We start from the raw sequence: 15,844 nt of genomic DNA, 5'->3' as shown, positions 1-15,844 counted from the left end.
TAATGAGAGCGGTATATTTCTATTTCACATAGTTATTTCTTATTAATCATTTGCTTAATGCTGTGGTAAACCGAAAGTGACCATTGCGCCAGTGGCTAAATCAGGGGAAGGCGTAAAGCGGATCCAGGATCGCAAATCCAGCGCTTGCTGCTTGTGGTGTTAACGGAAAGTGAATAAATATCCTTCGGTCACTTACCATGAGGAGGCCTTATGATCGGTGTTTCTGATGCGGCGCCGCCGCGCGCGGTTAACCAACCTGAGCTGGCCGTCGATGAGCTGAGCCAGATCTGCGAAGGGCTGGCGCGCCAGCGGCCGGAAAATATGCCGGCGCTGCTGAATGCGCTGGCGCTGATTGCGCCCTTGCTCAATGCCATTCCTAATGTGGTCTTTTTTATCAAAGATCGCCAGGCGCGTTATTTGTTGGCGAACCTGACGCTGGCCCGCCGCTGTGGTTTCAAAAGCGTCTCCTCGCTGCTGGGCAAAACCTCCGCCGATGTCTTTCCTTCCGCGCTGGGTCAGGGTTATACCGAGCAGGATCTTCGGGTACTACGGGAAGGCGTGACCCTGCGCGATCAGCTGGAAATGCATCTCTACAATGGCCGCGAGCGCGGCTGGTGCCTGACGCAGAAATTGGCGCTACGCGATATCAGCGGCCAGGTGATCGGCATGGCCGGGATCTCGCACGATCTGCAGGAGGCCCACGCCCGCCATCCGGCATGGCAGCGGCTGGCGATCGTCGACGATCATATCCGCCGCCACTATCACCGGCCGATCGCCATGGAAGAGTTAACCGCCTTAAGCGGGATGTCGATTGCGCAGATCGAACGCTACTGCAAGCGGATCTTTCATCTCACCCCGCGGCAGATGATCCACAAAGTGCGGCTGGAAAAAGCCACCGAACTGCTGGCTGGCGATACGCCGATTACCGATATCGCCCTGCAGTGCGGCTATACCGATCACAGCGCTTTTAGCCGCCAGTTCAAGGCGATGACCGGCTCGACGCCGCGCGATTTTCGCCTCACGCTGCTCGGATAAACGCTGGCTCACACTTTTGCCGACTGTGCTAATTTCGTCATCGTATTGAGGGAAAACCGACAAGCCGCCGGTTCCGCGACACGTCAATCTGTCAGTGAATATTCACCATTCATTCACTTTGACTTAACAAAATGACGACAAGGAACCGAGCATGAGCAAAAAAGCGATTCACTGGAGCGGCGTATTCCCGGCGGTCAGCACGCAGTTTCGTAGCGACTACTCCCTCGATTTAGACGCCACTCACGCGGTGATGAAAAACCTGGTGAAAGATGGCGTTTCCGGGCTGGTGGTGTGCGGCAGCGTAGGTGAAAACACCTCGCTGAGCACCGATGAAAAACTGCAGATTATCGAGGTGGCGAAGGATGCCGCCGGCGGCAAAATTCCGGTCATCGCCGGGGTGGCCGAGTTCACCACCGCCTTTGCCCAGAAAATGGCGAAAGAGGCGGAGCGCGTCGGCGTCGACGGGATCATGGTGATGCCGGCGCTGGTCTACTCCTCAAAACCGCATGAAACCGCGGCCCACTTCCGCAGCGTGGCGAGCGCTACCGACCTGCCGATTATGGTCTACAACAACCCGCCGATTTACAAAAACGACGTGACGCCGGACATTCTCGCCACCCTGACCGACTGCGACAACATCGTCTGCTTTAAAGACTCCTCCGGCGATACCCGCCGCTTTATCGACCTGCGTAACACCGTTGGCGACCGCTTCGTGCTGTTTGCCGGGCTGGATGACGTGGTGGTGGAAAGCATCGCCGTCGGCGCGGAAGGCTGGATCTCCGGGATGTCCAACGCCTTCCCGCGCGAAGGGGAAACGTTATTCCGTCTCGCCCGTCAGCAGCGTTACGAAGAGGCGATGGCGCTGTACCGCTGGTTCATGCCGCTGCTGCATCTCGATGCGCGTCCGGATCTGGTGCAGTGCATCAAGCTGTGTGAAGAGTTGCTGGGTCGCGGCAGCGCCATCACTCGTCCGCCTCGTCTGGCGCTGGAAGGCGAAACGCGCCAGCAGGTGGTGGCGATCGTTGAACAGGCGCTGGCGACTCGTCCGACGCTGCCGGATGTCGGCCTCTGAGCACAGGAGTCAATATGAATGCATCTCAGACCACGGCGGGACGGCAGTTTATTGCCGGACGCCGCATTGCCAGCGGTGAGGCGACGCTATTGAGCCTACGGGCGGTGGACGGCGAAGCCACCGGCCACCGCTTTTATCCGGCTTCACGCGAGGAAGCCGCTCAGGCCGCAGAAGCCGCGCAGCAGGCCTTTACCGTCTATTCACAAACCACGCCGCAGCAGCGGGCGCGCTTTCTCAACGCCATTGCTGATGAACTGGATGCGCTGGGCGAGGCGTTTTTTGCTATCGCCGGGCAGGAGACCGCGCTGCCGCTGGCGCGGCTGCAGGGTGAACGGGCGCGCACCAGCGGCCAGCTGAGAATGTTTGCTGGCGTGATCCAGCGCGGCGATATCTTCGCCGCCCGTATTGATACCGCCTTAGCCGACCGTCAGCCGCTGCCGCGCCCGGACCTGCGCCAGTATCAGCAGGCGTTAGGGCCGGTGGCGGTGTTTGGCGCCAGCAACTTTCCGTTGGCCTTTTCCACCGCCGGCGGCGATACCGCCTCGGCGCTGGCGGCTGGCTGCCCGGTGGTGGTGAAGGCCCATCCGGGCCATATGGCCACCGCCGAGCTGACCGCTGAAGCGATCGTCCGGGCGGTGGTGCGGTGCGGTTTACCCGGCGGCGTATTCAATATGATTTTCGGGACCGATATCGGCGCCGAATTAGTCCGCCATCCGGCGATTCAGGCCGTTGGCTTTACCGGTTCGCTGGCCGGTGGTAAGGCGCTGTATCAGCTGGCGCAGCAGCGCCCGCAGCCAATCCCGCTGTTTGCTGAAATGTCGGCGATTAACCCATTGATTATTCTGCCGCAGGCGCTGCAGACGCGGGCCGAGGCGCTGGCAAACGAGCTGGTGGCGTCATTCACCCTCGGCGGCGGCCAGTTCTGTACCCGTCCGGGGCTGATTCTGGCGCTGCGCGGCGCCGGGCTGGAACGCTTTAAGTCGGCGCTGTGCGCGGCGGTAGCGGGCTCTCCGCCGCAGGTGTTGCTCAATGCGCCGACCCTTCAGCACTACCATCAGGGCGTGGCGGCGCTTGCGGCGCACCCGCGTATCGAGAAGCTGGCGAACGGCATCGCCGCCGGCGCCGGGCAGGCGCAGACCCTGCTGTGGCAGGCTCAGGCCGAGGATCTACTGGCGCAGGATACGCTGCTGCAGACTGAGGTTTTCGGCCCGTTATCGCTACTGGTGGAAGTGGACGACGTGGCCCAGCTGCAGGCGGTGGTGAAAGCGCTGCAGGGGCAGCTCACCGCGACGCTGCATGCCGAGGCGGATGATGGCCCGCTGGCGGCGAGCCTGCTACCGCTGCTTTGCGAAAAGGCCGGACGGGTACTGTTTAACGGTTATCCCACCGGCGTGGAAGTGTGCGATGCGATGGTCCACGGCGGCCCGTGGCCGGCGACCACCGACGCGCGCGGGACTTCGGTTGGCAGCCGGGCGATTGAACGCTTTCTGCGCCCGGTCTGTCTGCAGAACGCGCCCGCCGCCCTGTTACCGCCGGCGCTGCAGGATGCGAACCCTTTGAACCTGCTGCGCCTGGTCAACGGCCAGTGGACCCGGGAAGCGATTTCCTCCTCTCATTGACGCAAGGGCATCACCATGACCATTCACTCTACGCATAATAGTCAAACCCGCGTTGCAGAGTCGGGTAAGTTTAAAAAACAGCTGACCCTAACGGATCTCACGTTTATCGGCCTGGGCGCGATTTTCGGCTCCGGATGGTTATTCGCCGCCAGCCACGTGGCCTCCATCGCCGGTCCGGCCGGGATCGCGTCGTGGGTGATCGGCGGTTTTGCAGTATTGCTGTTGGGGATTGTCTACTGCGAACTGGGGGCGGCGCTGCCGCGCGCCGGCGGCATTATTCGCTACCCGGTCTTTTCCCACGGTGAGCTGATGGGCTATCTGCTGGGGTTCATCACCTTGATCGCTTTCTCCAGCCTGATCTCAATTGAAATCGTCGCCGCCCGGCAATATGCCGCGGCCTGGTTTCCGGCGTTGACCCAGCCGGGTTCCAGTTCGCCGACGCTGCTGGGGTGGGTGGTGCAGTTCCTGCTGCTCTGTTTCTTCTTTGCGCTGAACTACTACAGCGTCAAGACCTTCGCCCGATCGAACAACTTCATCAGCGTGCTCAAGTTTCTGGTGCCGCTGCTGGTGGTGGTGACGCTATTCGCCTTCTTTAAACCGGAGAACCTGCACGCTCAGGGTATTGCGCCATTCGGCATGTCCGGGGTGGAAGCGGCGATCAGTGCGGGGGGAATTATCTTCGCTTATCTGGGATTGACGCCGATTATCTCGGTAGCCAGCGAAGTGCAAAAGCCGCAGCGCACTATCCCTATCGCGTTGATTTTATCAGTGGTGCTGTCGACGATTATCTACGTGCTGCTGCAGCTGGCGTTCCTTGGCAGTATCCCCACCGAGATGCTAAGCGGCGGTTGGGCCGAGGTGAGCAAACAGTTCTCGCTGCCGTATCGCGATATCGCTATTACCCTCGGCATGGGCTGGCTGGCCTTTATGGTGATAAGCGATGCGATCATCTCCCCGAGCGGCACCGGCAATATCTATATGAATGCGACGCCGCGGGTGATCTACGGCTGGGCGAAGGCGGGTACCTTCTTTAAAGCCTTTACCCATATTGATAAAGAGTCCGGTATTCCGCGCCCGGCGCTATGGCTGACTTTTGGACTGTCGATTTTCTGGACGCTGCCGTTCCCATCCTGGGAACAGCTGATTAGCGTGGTGTCGGCTGCCCTGGTGCTGAGCTACGCCATCGCCCCGGTAACCGCCGCCGGGCTGCGCCGCAACGCGCCGGATCTGCCGCGGCCTTTCCGCGTGCGCGCCTTCGGCATCATCGGCCCGGTATCGTTTATGATCTCGGCGCTGATTGTCTACTGGTCCGGCTGGAATACGCTCTCGTGGCTGTTGGGGCTGCAAATCGTGATGTTTGTCGTCTATGTGATGTGCAAAGGTAAGGTGCCGGAACATACCGTGAGCCTGGCGCAGCAGGTGAAATCGTCGCTGTGGCTGATCGTTTTTTATGCGTTGATTATCCTCTTTTCCTGGCTGGGCAGCTTCGGCGGGCTTAATGTTATCGGTCACCCCTGGGATACGGTGCTGGTGGCGGCGATGTCGTTGGGGATTTACTACTGGGGCGCGCGCAGCTGCCTGCCGCAGGCTAACTTTAGCGGAGACGAAGAAGAGTAAAGGAGAACAGTATGGAGTCGGTAACTCTATCGTTACCTGAAGCTTATGACCTGGCGCTGGAGGTACTCAGCGCCAATGGATTTAGCGCCGACCACGCGGCGGCCATTGCACGTAATGTGGCCGCCGGGGAGCGCGACGGCTGCGCTTCCCACGGCCTGTGGCGGCTGTTGGGCATTGTCGATACCTTGCGTAAAGGCAAGGTATCGCCTGATGCCGAGCCGCAAATCCACGATCAGGCGCCGGCGATTGCGCGGGCGGACGCCGGCGGCGCCTTTTCGCTGCTGGCCTACGAGCGCGCGCTGCCGTTACTGCTGGAGAAGGCGCGGCACAGCGGCATTGCGGCGTTGGCGATTAACCGCTGCGTCCATTTTTCCGCGCTGTTTGCCGATATTGAGCCGTTGACCGAGGCAGGGCTGGTGGGGCTGTCCTGCACGCCAAGTCACGCCTGGGTCGCCCCGGCGGGCGGCACGCGTCCGCTGTTCGGCACCAACCCTATCGCCTTTGGCTGGCCGCGGCGGGATAAGCCGCCGTTTATTGTTGATATGGCGACCAGCGCCGCGGCGCGCGGCGAGATCCAGCTGCATCAGCGCGCCGGCAAAGCGCTACCGCAAGGGTGGGGAATCGACAGTCAGGGACAGCCGACGACCGATGCCGCGGAGGTGCTGAACGGCGCGATGTTAACCTTCGGCGGCCATAAGGGCTCGGCGCTGGCGGCAATGGTCGAGCTGCTGGCCGGGCCGCTTATCGGCGATATGACCAGCGCCGAATCGCTGGCGTGGGATAACGGCGCGGGCGGTCTCCCCTACGGCGGCGAGCTTATCCTGGCGCTGGATCCGCAGCGCTTTCTCGGCGCGCAGGCACCAGAGCAGCTGGCGCGCGCCGAAACGTTGTTCAATGCGATGCAGGATCAGGGGGCGCGGCTGCCGGGCGAGCGGCGTTTCGCCTGCCGCCAGCAGAGTGAGCGGCAGGGGGTAGTCATCAGCCGTTCATTGCATGATGAGATTTGCGCCTTGCGCCAGGGCGGGTAAGGCGCAGCCGCCACCCGGGACATCCCCCGGCTTGCGCTACGCTTAGTCGGGCTACCGAACGCCGCGGGTTGTGTAACCGGGGTAAGGCGCGAAGCGCCGCCATCCGGGACATCCCCCGGCTTGCGCTACGCTTAGCCGGGCTACCGAACGTCGCGGGTTGTGTAGCCCGGGTAAGGCGCGAAGCGCCGCCACCCGGGACATCCCCCGGCTTGCGCTACGCTTAGCCGGGCTACCGAACGTCGCGGGTTGTGTCGCCCGGGCAAGGCGCGAAGCGCCGCCATCCGGGACATCCCCCGGCTTGCGCTACGCTTAGCCGGGCTACCGAACGTCGCGGGTTGTGTAGCCCGGGTAAGGCGCGAAGCGCCGCCATCCAGGACATCCCCCGGCTTGCGCTACGCTTAGCCGGGCTACCGAACGTCGCGGGTTGTGTCGCCCGGGCAAGGCGCGAAGCGCCGCCATCCGGGACATCCCCCGGCTTGCGCTACGCTTAGCCGGGCTACCGAACGTCGCGGGTTGTGTAGCCTGGGTAAGGCGCGAAGCGCCGCCACCCGGGACATCCCCCGGCTTGCGCTACGCTTAGCCGGGCTACCGAACGTCGCGGGTTGTGTAGCCTGGGTAAGGCGCGAAGCGCCGCCATCCAGGACATCCCCCGGCTTGCGCTACGCTTAGCCGGGCTACCGAACGTCGCGGGTTGTGTAGCCCGGGTAAGGCGCGAAGCGCCGCCACCCGGGATGCCGGTCAAAACAGCGTGTCGAGCTCGTCCAGCACGTTGTAGTCGTCATCGACCAGCAGCAACGTCTTCCACTTATCAAAGGTCAGACACGGGTGCGAGGTGCCGAACAGCAGAATATCGCCGACCTGCACATCGCTGCCCGGCGCCAGGCGCAGCATGCAGTGCTGATCCATGATGCCGATACTGACGATCGACTCCGCGCGCAGCGCTAACTGCTGGCCGTTACTATAATGGGCGATCGGCTGCGGCAGCCCGGCGTCGAAGGCGCAGTCGCGCTTGCCGAAATTCACCACTGCGCGATCCGCCTCAGGCACCGATTGCACCATCGCCATCAGCTCCAGCGCTGAAGTGAGATCGCCGGCGAGATCGCAGGCAATCGGATCGCGTGCGATCAGCTCTTGTTGTGCGAGATCGTAGATCCCGCGATCGTGGGTGATATAACAGCCAGGGCGGATGACGATACGGCAGCGGCGCGGTTTTGCCGCCGCCAGCCAGATGTTGCACACCACGTCATACCAGACGGTGCCCGCGCCGGTGAGAATAAATTCGCCGTCAACCAGCGGCTCCATGCGGCAGGCAAGCGCCGCGGCCTGTTGTAATAACGCTTCCACCTGCGGTTGCGGATCGTCGCCGTGCAACACTCCTTCATACAATTCCAGTCCGCGTAGCCGTAACCCCGGCAGGTCGCTTACCCGCTGCGCCAGCGCCAGCGCGTCATCGAAGCTACGACAGCCGCAGCGCCCGCCCGGCACGCCAAGTTCAATCAGCACATCCAGCGTTTGTCCCTGGGCGGTGAAGAAAGCGGAGAGGGTGCGCACGTTGGCCTCGCTATCGACGCAGCAGATAAAATCTACTGCCCGATAGTGCGCTTTTAGCTGCGCGACCACCTGCATATTGGCCTTGCCGACCAGCTGATTGACCATCAGGACGCGTTGGATGCCGCTGGCCATCGCCGCGCTGGCCTGCCAGGCGCTACCCACGCCGATCCCCCACGCTCCCGCTCGCTGCTGCGCCTGAAATATCCATGGCGTCATTGTCGTTTTACCATGCGGCGCCAGCGACACGCCGCGGGCGTCGGCATAGCGCTGCATCCATGAAATATTGTTTTCCAGCGCCGACTTTTTTAACAGCGCGGCGGGCAGACAGACCTCTTCCGCCAGCAGATTAGCCGGCGCGGACATGAGGGCGGATTTGTGCGGGATGAGCGGTGCTGAATGGTATTTCATAACACTATCCTTTCAGGGTTTATAATCGGTTAGTCGCTGGGTATCATTTATAACTATTTGATAAATATATTTTTAATATAAAAATGTTATTTGTTTTGAATAAAAGTATCACAAAATGATCTGGGTTTTGCGTAGTTTTCCACTGTTTTTTGCGCTTGTAAATGGTTAACTTATCGGCATGTCGAAAGGGAGTAATTGCTATGAAAGTTGACTGGCTTTTCAAAAACGTCACGGTGATCGACGGGAGCGGCGGGCCGCAATACCGTGCCGATGTGGCGGTGAAGGGCGACCGAATAATCGCTATCGCCCCGGCGCTGGACGTCGCGGCGGAGCAGGAAATTGATGGCCAGGGGCGGGTACTGGCGCCGGGCTTTATTGATGTGCATACCCATGATGATATCAACGTTATCCGCATGCCTGAGTACTTGCCGAAGCTCAGCCAGGGGGTGACGACGGTGATCGTCGGCAACTGCGGGATTAGCGCGGCGACCGCCACTATGCGCGGCGAGGTGCCGGACCCGATGAATCTCCTTGGCGAGCAGCAGCACTTTATCTATCCCACCGTGGAGGCTTATGCCCATGCGGTTGAAGCGGCGCGGCCGTCGCTGAATGTCGGCACGTTAATCGGTCACACCGCGCTGCGCAATAACCATATGGACGATCTGTTTCGTCCGGCGAACGAGACGGAAATCGCCGGCATGCGCGTACAGCTACGCGATGCGCTGCGCCAGGGGGCATTAGGGCTCAGTACCGGGCTGGCCTACGCCAGCGCCTTCCAGTCGACCACCGAAGAGGTGATGGCGTTGGCGGAAGAGCTAGCCGCCGGGAAGGGTGTCTATACCACCCATTTACGTTCAGAGTTCGAGCCGATTCTTGAGGCGCTGGACGAAGCCTTCCGTATCGGCCGTCACGGCAACGTGCCGGTGGTGGTTTCTCACCACAAGTGCGCCGGGGCGAAAAACTGGGGGCGTACCAAAGAGACGCTGGCGTTTTTCGATGAGATGCGCCAGCAGCAGGATATCGCCTGCGACTGTTATCCCTACTCCGCCAGCTCGTCGACGCTGGATATGAAACAGGTGACCGATGAGTTTGATATCGTGATCACCTGGTCCGAAGCGCAGCCGGAGCAGGCGGGGAAAACGCTGCAGCAGATCGCCGATGAGTGGCAGGTGAGCCTGCACGAGGCCGCGGCGCGGCTGATGCCGGCGGGCGCTATCTACTACAACATGGATGAGCAGGATGTACGGCGGGTGATGCGCTATCCGGTCACCATGATTGGCTCTGACGGGCTACCGAACGATCCGATGCCGCATCCGCGCCTGTGGGGCGCCTTCCCGCGGGTACTTGGTCACTATAGCCGCGACGAGCAGCTATTCCCGTTGACTACCGCGGTACACAAGATGACCGGGCTGTCGGCGGCGCGCTTCCAGCTGGCGGATCGCGGGCTGGTGAAAATTGGCTACTTCGCCGACCTGGTGCTGTTTGACCCGCAGACGGTGCGCGATGTCGCCAGTTTCTCCGACCCGAAACGCCCGGCGGACGGCATTGAGGCGGTGATGGTCAACGGCGTGATGAGCTACGGCAGTGATAAGAAAATTACCGGGCGGGCAGGGCGTTTCCTGCGCCGTCGGATGGACTAAGGAGTTGAGTATGAGTATCAAACGTTATGGCGTGGAAGGCGGTACCGGAACCGGCGGTCAGCATCTGCCGTTCGCCCGCGCGGTGGAAGCGGGCGGCTGGCTATATGTCTCCGGGCAGACGCCGATGAAAAATGGCGAAGTCGTGGAAGGCGGCATCGTCGAACAATCGCGGCTGGCGATCCAGAACTGCGTCGACATCATGAGCGAAGCAGGTTACGGCATGGCGGACGTGGTGCACGTGAAAGTGATCCTCACCGACGCGCGCTATTTTCAGTCGTTCAATAAGGTATTTCGCGAGTTCTTTGGCGATAATCCGCCAGCGCGCATTTGCTGCGTGGCGGACCTGGTGGTGGATTGTAAAGTAGAAGTGGATGTGACCTGTTTTAACGCTGCGCGACAATAACGCCCGAAACCTAAAAATAAATCCCTCCCTTTGCGGGAGGGATCATCAAAAAAGTGTGATATCGGCACCAGAGTGAATAAATAAATCGGTGCCACTGGGTTCGCTATGCCTTTTTTCAGGCATGGTTCCTGTTAACTCATAATATTCAGCGGCACGAATATTATTTATTACGTCTGGATGTGAGCCATGAATAATATGTCATTTATGATTTGGTTTTCCGTTTATGCCTGCGCGATGATTACCTTAGGCTGGTACGTTTCGCGCAAACAGAAAACCGGCGAAGACTTTTTACTTGGCGGCCGTTCGCTGCCGATGATCCTCACTCTCGGTTCGACGGTCGGCACCATGGTGGGCACCGGCTCCAGCGTCGGCGCCGTCGGCTTTGGCTACAGCAACGGCTGGGCCGGGATGCTTTACGGCCTCGGCGGCGCGGTGGGGATTCTGCTGGTGGCATGGTTATTCGCTCCGGTACGTAAACTTCGCTTCATGACTATGAGTGAAGAAATGTCGTATTACACCGGCGGCAGTAAAATAATTAAAAACCTCGTCGCGATACTTATTTTTATTGCCTCTATCGGCTGGCTGGGAGCGCATATATTAGGTGGCGGATTATATCTGGCGTGGGCCAGCGGCATTGATATTAATGTCGCGAAAATTATTATCGCGCTGGCTTTTGTGGTTTATGTCGGTATTGGCGGCTATTCCGCGGTGGTGTGGATCGATACTATTCAATCGATCGTGCTGTTCGTCGGCTTTATTTTAATGGCGGTACTCGCAGTCCATCACGTTGGCGGCTGGAGCCATATTCAGCAGGCCGTCGATCCGGCGGCGCAAAGCCTGTTCGCGGTCGATAAATTAGGCGTGCTGCCGGCGCTATCGCTGGCGATGGTGATCGGCGTCGGCGTGCTGGCGACCCCTTCTTATCGCCAGCGTATTTACTCGGCGAAGACCGTCTCTTCGGTACGTCAGTCCTTCACGATTACCGGCCTGCTGTATTTGGGATTTTCCTTCCTGCCGGCGATCATCGGTATGGCGGTATGGACCATGAACCCGCAGTTGGAGAACAGCGGCTTCGCCTTCTTGTTTGCCACCCAGGTGCTGCCGCCGGTGCTGGCGATGGCGATCCTGATTGCCGGCATGTCGGCCAATATGTCTTCCGGCAGCTCTGATGCCATCGCCGCGGTGTCCATTATGCTGCGCGACCTCTACACCCTGGTGACCGGCCATATGCCCGCGCCGGAGAAAGCGATTCGCCTGTCGCGGATCTTCCTGGTTCTGGTGATTGCGCTGGCGCTGCTGTTTGCCCTGACCTCCAACGACATCATCAGCTATATCACCAAAATGATCTCGATGATTATGTCCGGGATGTTTATCTGCACCATGCTTGGCCGTTTCTGGACACGCTTTAACTGGCAGGGCGCGGTCGCTGCGCTGGCCGGCGGCGCCGGGGCATCGGTTGCGGTGCTGGTGGATAGCGACTGGCTGGCGTTCTGGGGCAACCCGTGTATTCCGGCGGTACTGACGAGCCTGGTGGCTTCGGTTGTGGTGACGTTAGTGACCCCGGCCAGCAGCCTGAGCCGCGAGCAGGCGCTGGAAATGATTACCCACGAACGTGAAAGCCGCCCAACGCCGCCGCCGCTGCCAATTGGCAAACGTCATACCTCACGCGGGTAAGGGGCCATCATGAACGAGTATATTGCCGTCGATTGGGGCTCTACGCAGCTGCGGGCATGGCGGATGCGCGATGGCGAATGCATCGACAAGCTGAAGCTGCCTTACGGCATCACGCGCCTGAACGGGCAGCGCGCCGAAGCGGTTTTTCAGCAGCAGCTGGCGCCATGGCGCGGCGACCCCGCGCTGCCGGTGGTGATGGCGGGCATGATCGGTAGCGATGCCGGTTGGCAACCGGTGCCTTATCTGGCCTGCCCGCTGGCGCTGGAGGCGCTCAACGGTCAGTTACATGAGGTGGCGGAAAAAGTGTGGATCGTGCCGGGGCTGAAAGTAGCGCAGGCCGCAGAGTACGACGTGATGCGCGGCGAGGAGACCCAGCTGCTGGGGGCCTGGCAACGGATGCCCGCGGAGTGTTACGTGATGCCCGGCACCCACTGCAAATGGGTGCAGGTGCAGAACGGCGTGGTGCGCCAGTTCGCCACCGCGATGACCGGCGAACTGCATCACCTGTTGCTTAACCATTCGCTGCTCGGCCAGCAACTGCCGGCACAACAACCTGATGACGCCGCTTTCGCCCTCGGTATGGAAAAAGGGCTAAATCAGCCGGCGCTGCTGGACGGGTTATTCAGCGCTCGCGCCGCGCGGGTGTTAGGGGCGCTGGCGGCAACTTCGGTGAGCGATTATCTCTCCGGGCTGTTGATTGGCGCGGAAGTGGCGACCTTTAGCGAACGCTACCGCGCCAGCCGCGTGGTGCTGGTTGGTGAGCACTCGCTCAGCGCACGTTATCAGCAGGCGATGGCGGCACGCGGATTGGCCGTTTCTTGTTGTTCCGGCGAGGCGGCGTTTCTTTCGGGTATGGCGAGGATGATAGATGGACAAGGTTAAACTGGTGGCGATTTTACGCGGTATTCAACCCGATGAGGCGGCGGAGCATATCGCCGCGCTAATCGATGCGGGTTTTCGCTATATTGAAATTCCGCTTAACTCGCCGGACTGGCAGCAGAGTATTCCAGCGATGGTGCGCCAGTTTGGCGAGCGGGCGGTGATTGGCGCAGGGACGGTGCTGAAGGTTGAACAGGTTGATTTTCTGGCTGAAGCCGGGGCGAAGCTTATCGTGACGCCCAATACGGCCCCGGCGGTGATCCGCCGCGCGGTAGATAAGGGGATGCTGGTGTGCGCCGGCTGCGCGACGGCCTCCGAGGCGTTTAGCGCGCTGGATGCCGGGGCGCAATGGCTGAAAATCTTTCCGTCATCGGCATTCGACCCGGACTATATCCGCGCGCTGAAAGCGGTGTTGCCGCCGGAGGTGCCGGTGCTGGCGGTAGGCGGCGTGACGCCGGAAAATCTGCACAGCTGGCGTCAGGCGGGCTGCGCGGGGGCGGGATTAGGCAGCGACCTCTACCGCGCCGGGCAGCCGTTGGCGCGTACCCGCCAGCAGGCGCAACGCTTTATCGCCGCCTGCGGCGATTAATCGCCGAGCGGCAGTCGGTCGACGCCGTCACGGTGGTCGTCGAGCGCCAGCTTAATGCGGCGCAGACGGTCTTTCGCCTGCGGTTTATTGGCCATCGCCAGCTCGGTGGCCAACACATCTACCATCGCCAGCATCGCATAGCGTGAAGCGCTGGGCTTAAAGATATAGTCGTTTTCGCTCACCAGTAGCGGCAGCACGATATCGGCCTGCGCCGCCAGCGGCGTTTCCGGCGGGGTAATGGCAACAATTTTCGCCCCGTATTGCCGGGCGATGGCGGCGCTTTCGATCATCTCTTTGGTATAGCCGCCGAGCGACAGCACAATCACCACATCTTTCGCCGTCACCGCTGAACTCATCATGCGTACCAGCAGGCCATCGCTCTGGCTGACTACCGGTAACCCGAGGCGGAACAAGCGATACTGGATCTCCTGCGCGCAGATGGTCGAACCGCCGCCCATACCCAGCGCAAGCACCTGACGGGCGTCGCTAATCCATTCCACCGCGCGTTTCAGCGCCGCAAGATCCAGCGCCCGGCGGTTGGTTTCCAGCACGCTGATGATCGACTCATAAATTCCCTGTACGCCTTCCAGATCCGGCACATCGAGAATAAAGCGCTGACCAATGGCCAGCGACTGGGCGAGCTTCATTTTCAGTTCGCGCACGTCTTTACAGCCCAGCGCACGCGCAAAGCGCGTCACCGATGCCTGGCTGGTGTCGGTCAGGCGCGCCAGTTCGGCAATCGGCATTTCCGCCGCGGCGGCGACGTCGTCGAGAATAAACTGCGCAATGCGCTTTTCGGTCGCGGTCAGCGCCATAAAGCGGTCGGTGATGCAGGAGATGATATCGATCGAGTAGGCCATTCCGGGTATCAGGTTATGTATTGGGAATGGTACTTTGTACCATATACCGGTGACAAAATCAGCGCGGCGCCTCTCGCGGCGTTAAAAATCAAGGCGCATCGCGCAGCGGGTTTCCGCCGTCAGGCCGTGCTCTGCTTCCAGCGCGCGTTTCGCCGCCAGCCCTTCGGGTAGGTGCAGTTCATTGAGGATGGTGAAGCCCAGCCGGGTATAAAAGGGCGCGTTCCACGGCACCTCGCGAAAGGTGGTGAGCGTCACCGCCGGGAAGCCGTCGCGGCGGGCGGTGTCGATAGTTTGGCTAAGCAAGGCGCGGCCAATGCCCTGGCCCTGCCACTGCTGATGGACGGAGATTTCTACAATAAATAGCGCATCGTCCAGCGGCTCGCTCAGCAGGAAACCGACGGGCCTGTCGTCAGCGAGCGCCAGTAGACTGTGGCCGGTTTCCAGGTATTGCCGGTGCTGTTCAACGCTCATCACCGGGCTTTCCGCCAGCCAGGCGAAAGCGGGAATGCGCGCAAAGGACTGTGCCGCCGAACGTTCCAGCGCGGGCAGCAGCGGCAGATCGCGTTCTTCGGTCAGGCGAAAAGTGATGGTGGGGTTTATAGTGTTAGTTTTCATTGCCTCAGCATAGCAGCCTCAGGGAGAAATGCATGGAGTTCACCGCCGTTCCTGCCGTCCAGTTTAGCGGCGCGCAGTTGACTACGATTTTGAATGACTGCTTTGCCGATTATCTGGTGCCGGTGTCGATGTCGGTAGATCTGTTTGTACAGCGCTTTAGCGCCGAAGGGTTAAACCTGTTGCAGTCTAAAGTGTGGCTGGCAGGAGATGAACCGGCCGCTATCGGGCTCATCGCCCGCCGCGGGCGCGATGCGCGGCTGGCGGCTTTTGCTATTCATCCCGGCTTTCGCGGCAAAGGACGAGGGCGACAATTGATGGCTTCGCTTATCGCCGATTTACGCGCTCAGGGCGTACAGCGAATGTGGCTGGAAGTGATCCGCGATAATCACCGGGCGGTGGCGCTGTATCAGTCATTGGGTTTTACCGTGCGTCACGGGCTGTGCGGCTATCTCAGCTCGGTGCAAGCGGACCCGCGTGAGTCCACCCTGGAGGATTACGATTTGCTGAGCCTGCTGCGTCATGCAAGCCTGGAGCAGGAAGGGCAACTGCCGTGGCTGCTGGATCCGCTGACCTTTATTACCTTGCCCTGTCGGGCGTTGACGCTGCAGCAGCAGGCCTTCGCCGTGCTGGCAACCACCGCCAGCAAGCCGCAGCTACAGTTTTTATGGCTGACGCCGGCGGCGCGCGGACGCGGGCTGGGGCGAGAAATGCTGCTCGCGCTGGCTCAACAGTTTCCTGGACTAAGCACTTCGGTGACCATCCCGGAAACCTTCACGCCGCTGTTTAAATCGGCGGGCTATGCGCCGCTGGCGCTGCAGCAGTACGAGATGTGCCTGCCGTTGAACTAGCCCGGC

General features: G+C 60.8%; 15 protein-coding genes. 11 read left to right on the top strand and 4 right to left on the bottom strand.

Going from position 1 to position 15,844, the window contains the following annotated elements; translation table 11 throughout:
• Positions 1-210 precede the first annotated feature (210 nt).
• The 5 genes from ABLV66_RS21920 to ABLV66_RS21900 all read left to right on the top strand — a co-directional run bounded on the left by ABLV66_RS21920 (position 211) and on the right by ABLV66_RS21900 (position 6,371).
• On the top strand, positions 211-1,035 hold the full coding sequence (locus ABLV66_RS21920) for an AraC family transcriptional regulator (RefSeq protein WP_023288209.1): 825 nt from the start codon (positions 211-213) through the stop codon (positions 1,033-1,035).
• 151 nt (positions 1,036-1,186) lie between these two features.
• Entirely contained in the window at positions 1,187-2,107 is a 921-nt protein-coding gene (locus ABLV66_RS21915) for a dihydrodipicolinate synthase family protein (protein WP_008807565.1), read from the top strand.
• Between the two features lie 14 nt (positions 2,108-2,121).
• Positions 2,122-3,726 (top strand): aldehyde dehydrogenase (NADP(+)), encoded by a 1,605-nt coding sequence (locus ABLV66_RS21910; RefSeq protein WP_063415887.1) that lies wholly within the window; start codon positions 2,122-2,124, stop codon positions 3,724-3,726.
• A gap of 15 nt (positions 3,727-3,741) precedes the next feature.
• Positions 3,742-5,343: an APC family permease gene (locus ABLV66_RS21905; protein ID WP_045395494.1), complete on the top strand. Its 1,602-nt coding sequence runs from the start codon at positions 3,742-3,744 to the stop codon at positions 5,341-5,343.
• A gap of 11 nt (positions 5,344-5,354) precedes the next feature.
• The gene (locus ABLV66_RS21900) at positions 5,355-6,371 is read left to right on the top strand and encodes an Ldh family oxidoreductase (protein WP_063415883.1); all 1,017 of its coding nucleotides are present in this window, start codon (positions 5,355-5,357) and stop codon (positions 6,369-6,371) included.
• A gap of 738 nt (positions 6,372-7,109) precedes the next feature.
• On the opposite strand, the gene ABLV66_RS21895 is transcribed toward ABLV66_RS21900, so the two are convergent.
• Positions 7,110-8,330, bottom strand: a complete 1,221-nt coding sequence (locus ABLV66_RS21895; RefSeq protein WP_348876885.1) for an amino acid deaminase — start codon at positions 8,328-8,330, stop codon at positions 7,110-7,112.
• Between the two features lie 43 nt (positions 8,331-8,373).
• The gene (locus ABLV66_RS21890) at positions 8,374-8,553 is read right to left on the bottom strand and encodes a hypothetical protein (protein WP_042929906.1); all 180 of its coding nucleotides are present in this window, start codon (positions 8,551-8,553) and stop codon (positions 8,374-8,376) included.
• On the opposite strand from ABLV66_RS21890, the gene ABLV66_RS21885 reads away from it, so the two are divergent.
• From ABLV66_RS21885 to ABLV66_RS21865, 5 genes are all read left to right on the top strand, one after another.
• On the top strand, positions 8,531-9,970 hold the full coding sequence (locus ABLV66_RS21885; protein WP_047078023.1) for an N-acyl-D-amino-acid deacylase family protein: 1,440 nt from the start codon (positions 8,531-8,533) through the stop codon (positions 9,968-9,970). The genes ABLV66_RS21890 and ABLV66_RS21885 overlap by 23 nt on opposite strands.
• A 10-nt stretch (positions 9,971-9,980) precedes the next feature.
• The gene (locus ABLV66_RS21880) at positions 9,981-10,373 is read left to right on the top strand and encodes a RidA family protein (protein ID WP_047043872.1); all 393 of its coding nucleotides are present in this window, start codon (positions 9,981-9,983) and stop codon (positions 10,371-10,373) included.
• Between the two features lie 186 nt (positions 10,374-10,559).
• Positions 10,560-12,047 carry a sodium:solute symporter family protein gene (locus ABLV66_RS21875; protein WP_047043874.1) on the top strand — a complete coding sequence of 496 codons (1,488 nt, stop codon included), beginning with the start codon at positions 10,560-10,562 and terminating at the stop codon, positions 12,045-12,047.
• A 9-nt stretch (positions 12,048-12,056) separates the two neighbouring features.
• Positions 12,057-12,929, top strand: a complete 873-nt coding sequence (locus ABLV66_RS21870; protein WP_047043876.1) for a 2-dehydro-3-deoxygalactonokinase — start codon at positions 12,057-12,059, stop codon at positions 12,927-12,929.
• Positions 12,916-13,515 (top strand): 2-dehydro-3-deoxy-6-phosphogalactonate aldolase, encoded by a 600-nt coding sequence (locus ABLV66_RS21865; protein WP_213797748.1) that lies wholly within the window; start codon positions 12,916-12,918, stop codon positions 13,513-13,515. Before ABLV66_RS21870 ends, ABLV66_RS21865 begins: the two co-directional genes overlap by 14 nt.
• Here ABLV66_RS21865 and ABLV66_RS21860 read toward each other — a convergent pair.
• Complete coding sequence (locus ABLV66_RS21860) at positions 13,512-14,375, bottom strand: MurR/RpiR family transcriptional regulator (protein WP_015368411.1); 864 nt, start codon at positions 14,373-14,375, stop codon at positions 13,512-13,514. The genes ABLV66_RS21865 and ABLV66_RS21860 overlap by 4 nt on opposite strands.
• 81 nt (positions 14,376-14,456) lie before the next feature.
• A complete protein-coding gene (locus ABLV66_RS21855) occupies positions 14,457-14,990 on the bottom strand; it encodes a GNAT family N-acetyltransferase (RefSeq protein WP_047043880.1) in 534 nt (177 codons plus the stop codon).
• Positions 14,991-15,022: 32 nt separating this feature from the next.
• On the opposite strand from ABLV66_RS21855, the gene ABLV66_RS21850 reads away from it, so the two are divergent.
• On the top strand, positions 15,023-15,838 hold the full coding sequence (locus ABLV66_RS21850; protein WP_047043882.1) for a GNAT family N-acetyltransferase: 816 nt from the start codon (positions 15,023-15,025) through the stop codon (positions 15,836-15,838).
• Positions 15,839-15,844: the final 6 nt, after the last annotated feature.

The organism is Klebsiella sp. CN_Kp073, assembly GCF_040065495.2.
Classification (GTDB): Bacteria; Pseudomonadota; Gammaproteobacteria; order Enterobacterales; family Enterobacteriaceae; genus Klebsiella; species Klebsiella aerogenes.
Note: the sequence above shows the minus strand (reverse complement) of the source record. Positions and strands in the feature narration are given on the sequence as shown.